Source organism: Mucilaginibacter sp. (assembly GCF_041663085.1).
Lineage (GTDB): Bacteria > Bacteroidota > Bacteroidia > Sphingobacteriales > Sphingobacteriaceae > Mucilaginibacter.
Genome location: NZ_JBAZRC010000195.1, coordinates 1 through 7,174, shown reverse-complemented (window position 1 = coordinate 7,174; position 7,174 = coordinate 1). Strand labels below are relative to the sequence as shown.

The following is a 7,174-nucleotide window of genomic DNA, read 5'->3' as shown; positions in this document are numbered from 1 at the left end:
GCGCCTTACAAATGGTAAAGAAGTTAACGCCTACATCCCTGGTGAAGGCCACAACTTACAGGAACACTCTATTGTTTTGATCCGTGGTGGTCGTGTTAAAGACTTACCGGGTGTACGTTACCACATTATCCGTGGTGCGTTAGATACTTCTGGTGTTGCCGGTCGTAACCAACGTCGTTCTAAATACGGAACCAAGCGTCCTAAACCAGGACAAGCAGCAGCGGCTCCAGCAAAAGGTAAAAAGAAATAATTAAAGGAGGATAGTAAAAATGAGAAAGTCAAAACCGAAAAAGAGAATCCTTCTTCCTGATCCAAAATTCAATGATATTTTGGTAACCAGGTTTGTAAATAACATGATGTTTGATGGTAAAAAATCTACCGCTTACACCATATTCTACAATGCAGTTGAGATAGTAGAGAAAAAAACAAGCGAAAACGGGTTAGATACCTGGAAAAAAGCTTTGAACAATGTAATGCCTGCTGTTGAAGTAAAAAGCCGCCGTGTTGGTGGTGCAAACTTCCAGGTTCCTACAGAGGTTCGCCCTGAACGTAAAGTTGCTTTGGGTATGAAATGGCTTATCAGCTATGCACGTCGTCGTGGTGAAAAAACCATGATGGAGAAATTAGCCGGCGAGATCATATCTGCTGCTAAAGGTGAAGGCGCTGCCGTGAAGAAGAAAGAAGATACGCACAAAATGGCCGAGGCTAACAAAGCGTTCTCTCACTTTAGATTCTAAATAAAAGGATTACACCGATTTAATATTTGGATTACACCGATTTTGCTATGATTGCATAATCGGTGTAATCATTAAATAAATCAGCGAAATCAAAAAATCAAAACTGAAATGTCAAGAGATCTAAGATATACAAGAAACATAGGTATTGCCGCTCACATTGATGCCGGTAAAACCACTACTACAGAGCGTATTCTGTATTACTCGGGTGTTAGCCATAAAATTGGCGAGGTACACGAGGGTGCAGCTACAATGGACTGGATGGCGCAGGAGCAGGAACGTGGTATTACCATTACATCTGCTGCTACTACTATCGACTGGAAATACAGAGGCCAGAAATACCATATCAACATTATTGATACCCCGGGTCACGTGGATTTTACCGTAGAGGTAAACCGTTCGTTACGTGTACTTGATGGTTTGGTGTTCTTATTCTCTGCCGTTGATGGTGTTGAGCCACAATCAGAAACCAACTGGAGGCTTGCAAACAACTATAACGTTGCCCGTATAGGTTTCGTTAATAAGATGGACCGTTCTGGTGCCGATTTCTTAAACGTTGTTAAACAGGTAAAAAGCATGTTAGGCAGCAACGCTGTTCCGCTTCAATTGCCAATTGGCGCTGAAGAGAACTTTAAAGGTGTTGTTGATTTAATTAATTGGAGAGGTATTGTTTGGAATGAGCATGATAAAGGTATGACCTTTACTGAAGTGCCTATCCCTGAGGATATGATCGAGGAAGCAACCGAGTGGAGAGAGAAATTATTGGAATCAGTTGCTGATTACGATGAGAGCCTGATGGAGAAATTCTTTGATAATCCGGAATCAATCACCGAGCGCGAAATTTTAGATGCATTGCGTAAAGCAGTGTTAGATGCTAAAATTGTGCCTATGGTTTGTGGTTCATCTTTCAAAAACAAAGGTGTACAAACCATGCTTGATTATGTGATGGAATTACTTCCTTCGCCTATGGATGTTGAAGGTATTGTTGGTACAAACCCTGAGACCGGCGAAGAAATTATCCGCCAGCCATCAGAAAAAGAACCATTTGCAGCATTAGCGTTTAAAATCGCGACGGATCCTTTCGTAGGCCGTTTGTGCTTTATCCGCGTATACTCAGGTAACCTTGAGGCTGGTTCATATGTACACAACATGCGTTCAGATAACAAAGAGCGTATCTCTCGTATATTCCAGATGCACGCTAACAAGCAAAACCCTATACCTAACGTAGGTGCAGGTGATATTGCTGCGGTAGTAGGCTTTAAGGATATCAAAACAGGTGATACACTTTGTGATGAGAAACACCCTATCGTGTTGGAGTCGATGAACTTCCCTGAGCCGGTTATCGGTTTGGCTATTGAGCCTAAAACTCAGGCTGACGTTGATAAATTGGGTATGGCTTTGGGTAAATTATCTGAAGAGGATCCAACCTTCCGTGTAAACTCTGACGAAGAAACCGGCCAAACTGTAATTAGCGGTATGGGCGAGCTTCACTTGGATATCATCATGGACCGCTTAAAACGTGAGTTTAAAGTAGAAGTTAACCAGGGTGCGCCACAAGTAGCTTACAAAGAATCAATCACAGGTACTATACAACACCGCGAAACATACAAGAAACAAACCGGTGGCCGTGGTAAATTCGCTGATATACAAGTTATATTATCACCAAACGACGAAGGTAAAGAAGGCTTACAGTTTGTGAACGAAATTAGCGGTGGTTCAATCCCTCGTGAGTTTATCCCATCTGTAGAAAAAGGCTTTGCTGCTTCAATGGCAAACGGTGTATTAGCAGGTTACCCGTTAACCAGCTTAAAAGTACGCTTAATTGATGGTTCGTTTCACGCGGTCGATTCAGATGCGCTATCTTTCGAGTTAGCTGCTAAGATGGCTTACCGCGAGGCATTGCCACGTTGTAAACCAGTATTGCTTGAGCCGATCATGAAGATCGAGATCCTTACCCCTGAAGAAAACATGGGTGATGTTATCGGTGATATGAACCGTCGTCGTGGCCAGCTATTAGGTATGGACAGCCGCGCAGGTGCACAGGTAATTAAAGCAACTGTACCACTTTCAGAAATGTTTGGTTATGTAACCCAGTTACGTACTATCACTTCTGGCCGTGCTACTTCAACCATGGAGTTTGATCACTATGCTGAAGCACCACGTAACGTACAGGAAGAAGTAGTTGCCAAAGCAAAAGGCAAAAAAGCTGCTCAAAACGCGTAATTAGGAAAATGATTACACCGATCGATTTGTGATTTCACAGATTGACCGGTGTGATTTTAAGATAACAGCCATACCTAATAAATAGCTCTTAGGGTGGCCAATTAACAAATCGGTGAAATCGTCAGTAAATCGGTGAAATCATCATTAAAACAAATAACATGAGCCAAAGAATCAGGATCAAATTAAAATCGTACGATTACAACTTGGTTGATAAATCAGCCGAGAAGATCGTTAAAACAGTAAAGCCAACAGGCGCTGTAGTTAGCGGACCACTTCCGTTACCAACCGAAAAGAAAATTTTCACTGTTTTACGTTCACCACACGTTAACAAAAAAGCACGTGAGCAATTCCAATTATGCTCTTACAAGCGTTTATTGGATATCTACAGCTCAAACTCAAAAACTGTAGATGCGCTGATGAAGCTTGAATTGCCAAGCGGTGTTGAAGTGGAGATAAAAGTATAACTGTACCGGAAGATCTATAAAAAAAGCCATTCTTGAAAAAGAATGGCTTTTTGCGTTTAATCAGCCCGTCATTACGAGCATAGCAATCTTCTACAGGCTTATAGCTCAAAGATTGCTACCCTCGCAATGGCGCCTTATCAAAACTGGTTTACCCCTGCTGCTGCGGCATGCCATTTGGATCCATCCACGCAATTTCCCAGTGGTGGCCGTCAAGGTCTTCGTAGCTATGCTGGTACATAAAGCCGTAATCGGTGGCCGGGTTAGGTATAGTAGCACCCGCTGCCTCTGCTTTGTCTATCATTTCGTTAACGGCATTTTTGCTCTCGGCAGATAAGCATATGCTGCATTCTACAGCTTTATGGGCATTTACAATTTCTTTTTTAGTAAAGGTCTGGAAGAAAGGTTCTGTCAGCAGCATTACATAAATGGTATCACTGATGATCATGCAGGTTGCTTTCTCGTCGGTAAATTGCGGGTTAAAGGTATAACCAAGTTTGGTGAAAAACGATACCGACTTATCGAGGTCCTTAACGGGTAGGTTTAAAAAAATTTGAGTTGCCATGTTTTTGAATTGTTTTGTTTATCCAAAGGTATGGGCGCAAAGCTATACTGCAAATGCGCAAAAACGACAATTTAAGGGGGCGTTTGCGACTTGTTATTTCAATACCTCAACAAAAGTGATGCGATTTAGAAAAGGATCGTTCACCGTCATCTCTATCGAATCGGTATTCCATTCGGGCACTTCTAAACCGGGGCGGTTATATTTATAATGTTTGGCTATCAGATGTTCATGAAAAGCTCTCAAACCTGTAAAGTTCTCAACGCGAAAATGGGAACCTGGACTGGCGTCGCCGTGATGCTCTGACAGATGGAACTGTATATCATTTAATGACAACTGCATATAAACAGGCACGCCTTCTACACCGTGTTTCCAGTCGATTTTAAAGCCAAGCCAGTCCACATAAAACTCAATAGCTTTATCATAATCAAACATCCTGAACATGGGTTTTATGGTTGTCATAGGTAGTCCTCCTTATTAGCTAAAAAATCAAGCCAAACACCTTCCAGTTCATCAACCAAATGCGGCCTGATGGAAATACCCGATGCCTGTGGCGCCCAGGTTTGTTCGGCAAGGTTGCCTGTTTTTAATATATCAAAAGTTAATATAGGTTCTTTTTCGGGGTTCAGCAAAACATCAATGCTGATGTTAATGCGGTGGTAGATGCGCCCCTTGCGGGATGCCAGGTAAGGCTCAGATTCAATGTGTCCCGAGCCGAAAATGCCTTTTGGTTCGGGACCCAAGCGTACCAGGTAAGCCCTGTCGCCGGGTTGGATGGTTTTATGGCTGGCAACGCTCCAGTTATCTACTAATTTGCCGGTAGTATTAAGCTTTTCTATATCAGCGTCAATATTTTCCCACTTAAACTTAACGGGGTTCCAGCCAAACAGGTAAGCTTTCATGCAAGGTTTATCCTTTACCGGTTAGTTCGTCGTTTTTATTACGTTCGGTTTGCAGCTCACGGGCAAGTTTCTTTTCTTTTTCGTTGGCTTTGGTTTTGTACGCTTTGTACTCCTCTTCCAGTTCGTTATAAAGCTTAATACGGTAGCTGGCCTCGCGGCTGTGGCTGCCAGACCGGGCAATAACAATAGCAGCTATAACGCCGAAGCCTATTACAAGCCCCCACATAATTAAATTGTAGGTTGATTTTGAAAGCGGCATACCCAATAAGCTTACCTCATCAACCTTTGCTTTTGACTGGGCAAGGGATTGGTCTTTTGTAGTTGCTGACGCTTTTAGTGTATCTATGGTTTTTGTTTGCTCTGCAAGTGTAGCCTTTGCTTCTGTTAACTGCTTGCGCGTTATACGAAGGGTATCGTTATAATTTTTAAATAAAGCAGCTACCAGTGGCTGCTGATAGTTATATACTTTGGTTAGTAAATATTGATATTGCCCGCGTAAGCTTTTATCTACCGGCGCAGCGGGTTGTACAGGGGCAAGTGGCCGTTGCTGTACAGGTGTTGTTGCCGCCGCATTAACCGGGGGCGTAACAGCTGGCGTTACCGGTTTTTTATATGTGTTATATTTTGGTTTTGCAGCAGTTGTTTTTACAGCAGCGGCTTTTCTGGTAGTATCTTGTGCGTAAGTAAAGCCGCTGTAACTTAATATTAATGCTATTAGTAGTGTCTGTAATTTAAAAAGCTTCATCATATAAATATTAGGTTCGGGGGGAATTATAGGATAGGGTAGTGTTTTTAAAGTTGGTACAATATGTTTAACGTAATAAATTACTTTAAAGTTTATAAATATTGTTCATATATAGCGCAAACATCACTATTATCTTTACAATAAGCATCTGTAAGGTATAAAAAAGATGTTAACTATATATTATAGCGTGTAATTATCAAAAGCATATATTAGCCTTTTTAATTTATACTATGCGGATAGGTATTATAGGTTTGGGCGATATGGGCCGTTTGTATGCCAAAGCTTTTGCAAAAGCGGGTTATACAGTATGCGGTTGCGATATGCCCATTAACCGGGAACGACTGGAAAACGAACTAAACCCGTTGGGTATTACCCTGATGGATGATGGGAAAGATGTATCGCGCGTAAGCGACCTGATCATCTACTCGGTTGAGGCCGATAAGCTGGAACAAGTAGTGGCCCAATACGGGCCTGCAACTAAGTACGGCGCCATAGTAGCCGGGCAAACTTCGGTTAAACACCCCGAGATAGCTATATTTGAAAAATACCTGCCTGTAGATGCGCAGATCATTACGTTTCATGCTATGCATGGGCCGGGTTTTGAACCTAAAGGCCAAAAACTAATATTGATAAACCACCGTAGTGAGCCTGATGCTTACAAACGTATGCTGGACTTGTTTACAGCCGTAGAGACTGATATTGTTGAGATAAAACATTACCACGAGCACGATAAAATAGTGGCCGATACCCAGGCGGTAACACACGTAGGTTTCGAGAGTATGGGTACAGCGTGGAAATCTGCCGGTTTTTTCCCCTGGGAGAACGCTTCTTATGTGGGCGGGATAGATAATGTAAAGATCCTGACCACCCTGCGTATATTTAGTTATAAAGCGCACGTGTATGCCGGCTTGGCAATCCTTAACCCATACGCGCGGCAGCAGGTGAGGCAATACGCGATGTCCGAATCTGAGTTGTTTAAGCTGATGATCAAAGAGGAAGCGGCAGAGTTTAAGGCACGGTTATACCGCGCGCGCGATTTTGTGTTCCATGAGAGCCGCAAGCCCATTATGCTTAATGATAGCGTAATGAGGGAGTTTTCGTTATCGCAAAATGCCGATCATCAAAAACCAAACTCGCACCTCAGTATATTAAGCATGGTTGATGCCTGGTACCACCTGGGCGTAAACCCGTATGATAACCTCATCTGCCAAACACCACCGTTTAGGTTACGTCTTGGTATTGCCGAATACCTGTTTAAGAATGAAGAGCTGCTCGAAGAATCGATAGAAACCGCATTGTATGATAAAACCATCCGCGGTGATGATCTGGAGTTTCATTCGGCAGTGCGGGAGTGGAGCGCAATTATTGGCTACGGCGACATGGAAGGCTACAAGAAACATTTTAACGAGGTACAAGCCTTTTTTAAAGGCAGGCTGGAAGAAGGTAACAAGCAAAGCGCCGAGTTGATAAGGCGATTGATGGCAGGGTAGCCCTGGTGTTTGTCATCCTGAACTTCGCGAAGGATCTATTCGCGAACTGAGCAGTCG

General features: G+C 42.8%; 9 protein-coding genes. 5 read left to right on the top strand and 4 right to left on the bottom strand.

The window, feature by feature from the left end; all coding sequences use genetic code 11:
* From rpsL to rpsJ, 4 genes are all read left to right on the top strand, one after another.
* Window positions 1-250, top strand: a 250-nt coding sequence (gene rpsL / locus WC615_RS21850) for a 30S ribosomal protein S12 (RefSeq protein WP_372980168.1), incomplete at its 5' end; no start/stop codon positions are given.
* Window positions 251-269: 19 nt separating this feature from the next.
* Window positions 270-737 (top strand): 30S ribosomal protein S7, encoded by a 468-nt coding sequence (gene rpsG / locus WC615_RS21845; protein WP_067063090.1) that lies wholly within the window; start codon window positions 270-272, stop codon window positions 735-737.
* A gap of 108 nt (window positions 738-845) precedes the next feature.
* Window positions 846-2,957 carry an elongation factor G gene (gene fusA / locus WC615_RS21840; protein ID WP_372980167.1) on the top strand — a complete coding sequence of 704 codons (2,112 nt, stop codon included), beginning with the start codon at window positions 846-848 and terminating at the stop codon, window positions 2,955-2,957.
* Between the two features lie 158 nt (window positions 2,958-3,115).
* Window positions 3,116-3,421 carry a 30S ribosomal protein S10 gene (gene rpsJ, locus WC615_RS21835; RefSeq protein WP_022830652.1) on the top strand — a complete coding sequence of 102 codons (306 nt, stop codon included), beginning with the start codon at window positions 3,116-3,118 and terminating at the stop codon, window positions 3,419-3,421.
* Between the two features lie 148 nt (window positions 3,422-3,569).
* On the opposite strand, the gene WC615_RS21830 is transcribed toward rpsJ, so the two are convergent.
* The 4 genes from WC615_RS21830 to WC615_RS21815 all read right to left on the bottom strand — a co-directional run bounded on the left by WC615_RS21830 (window position 3,570) and on the right by WC615_RS21815 (window position 5,630).
* The gene (locus WC615_RS21830; RefSeq protein ID WP_372980166.1) at window positions 3,570-3,983 is read right to left on the bottom strand and encodes a VOC family protein; all 414 of its coding nucleotides are present in this window, start codon (window positions 3,981-3,983) and stop codon (window positions 3,570-3,572) included.
* A gap of 93 nt (window positions 3,984-4,076) precedes the next feature.
* Window positions 4,077-4,442 carry a glyoxalase superfamily protein gene (locus WC615_RS21825; protein ID WP_372980165.1) on the bottom strand — a complete coding sequence of 122 codons (366 nt, stop codon included), beginning with the start codon at window positions 4,440-4,442 and terminating at the stop codon, window positions 4,077-4,079.
* On the bottom strand, window positions 4,439-4,882 hold the full coding sequence (locus tag WC615_RS21820; protein WP_372980164.1) for a hypothetical protein: 444 nt from the start codon (window positions 4,880-4,882) through the stop codon (window positions 4,439-4,441). Before WC615_RS21820 ends, WC615_RS21825 begins: the two co-directional genes overlap by 4 nt.
* A gap of 7 nt (window positions 4,883-4,889) precedes the next feature.
* Window positions 4,890-5,630 (bottom strand): hypothetical protein, encoded by a 741-nt coding sequence (locus tag WC615_RS21815; RefSeq protein WP_372980163.1) that lies wholly within the window; start codon window positions 5,628-5,630, stop codon window positions 4,890-4,892.
* Between the two features lie 227 nt (window positions 5,631-5,857).
* Here WC615_RS21815 and WC615_RS21810 point away from each other — a divergent pair, with 227 nt between their 5' ends.
* Entirely contained in the window at window positions 5,858-7,117 is a 1,260-nt protein-coding gene (locus WC615_RS21810; RefSeq protein WP_372980162.1) for an NAD(P)-binding domain-containing protein, read from the top strand.
* The last annotated feature ends 57 nt before the right edge of the window (window positions 7,118-7,174 follow it).